Origin of the sequence: Paraburkholderia sp. RL18-101-BIB-B (assembly GCF_046026985.1) — a bacterium.
GTDB lineage: Bacteria > Pseudomonadota > Gammaproteobacteria > Burkholderiales > Burkholderiaceae > Paraburkholderia.
Map to the genome: position 1 here is coordinate 1 of NZ_JARESV010000247.1, position 250 is coordinate 250.

The following is a 250-nucleotide window of genomic DNA, read 5'->3' on the forward strand; positions in this document are numbered from 1 at the left end:
CTGTGGGCCGATGACCGCAACCACTTTCTCGACGACATCATCCAGGCAGCGTTCTTCGCGGCGATCTCGCTGTTTATCGGCGTGCAGCCGAGCCAGTTCGTGGTGCTGGTCGCGGTCAGCAACTCCCTGCAGAGCATCCAGCACGTCAATGCACGCCTGCCGTATGGCTGGCTGCTCGAGCGCATCATCGTCAGCCCGATCTTTCACCGCCGCCACCACGCGGTGGGCTACGGCCATGAAGGCACGGCTT

At 63.2% G+C, this 250-nt stretch carries 1 protein-coding gene; it reads left to right on the forward strand.

Annotated features, from left to right (window positions below):
• On the forward strand, positions 1-250 hold a 250-nt coding region (locus P0D73_RS46940), incomplete at both ends, for a sterol desaturase family protein (RefSeq protein WP_408436596.1).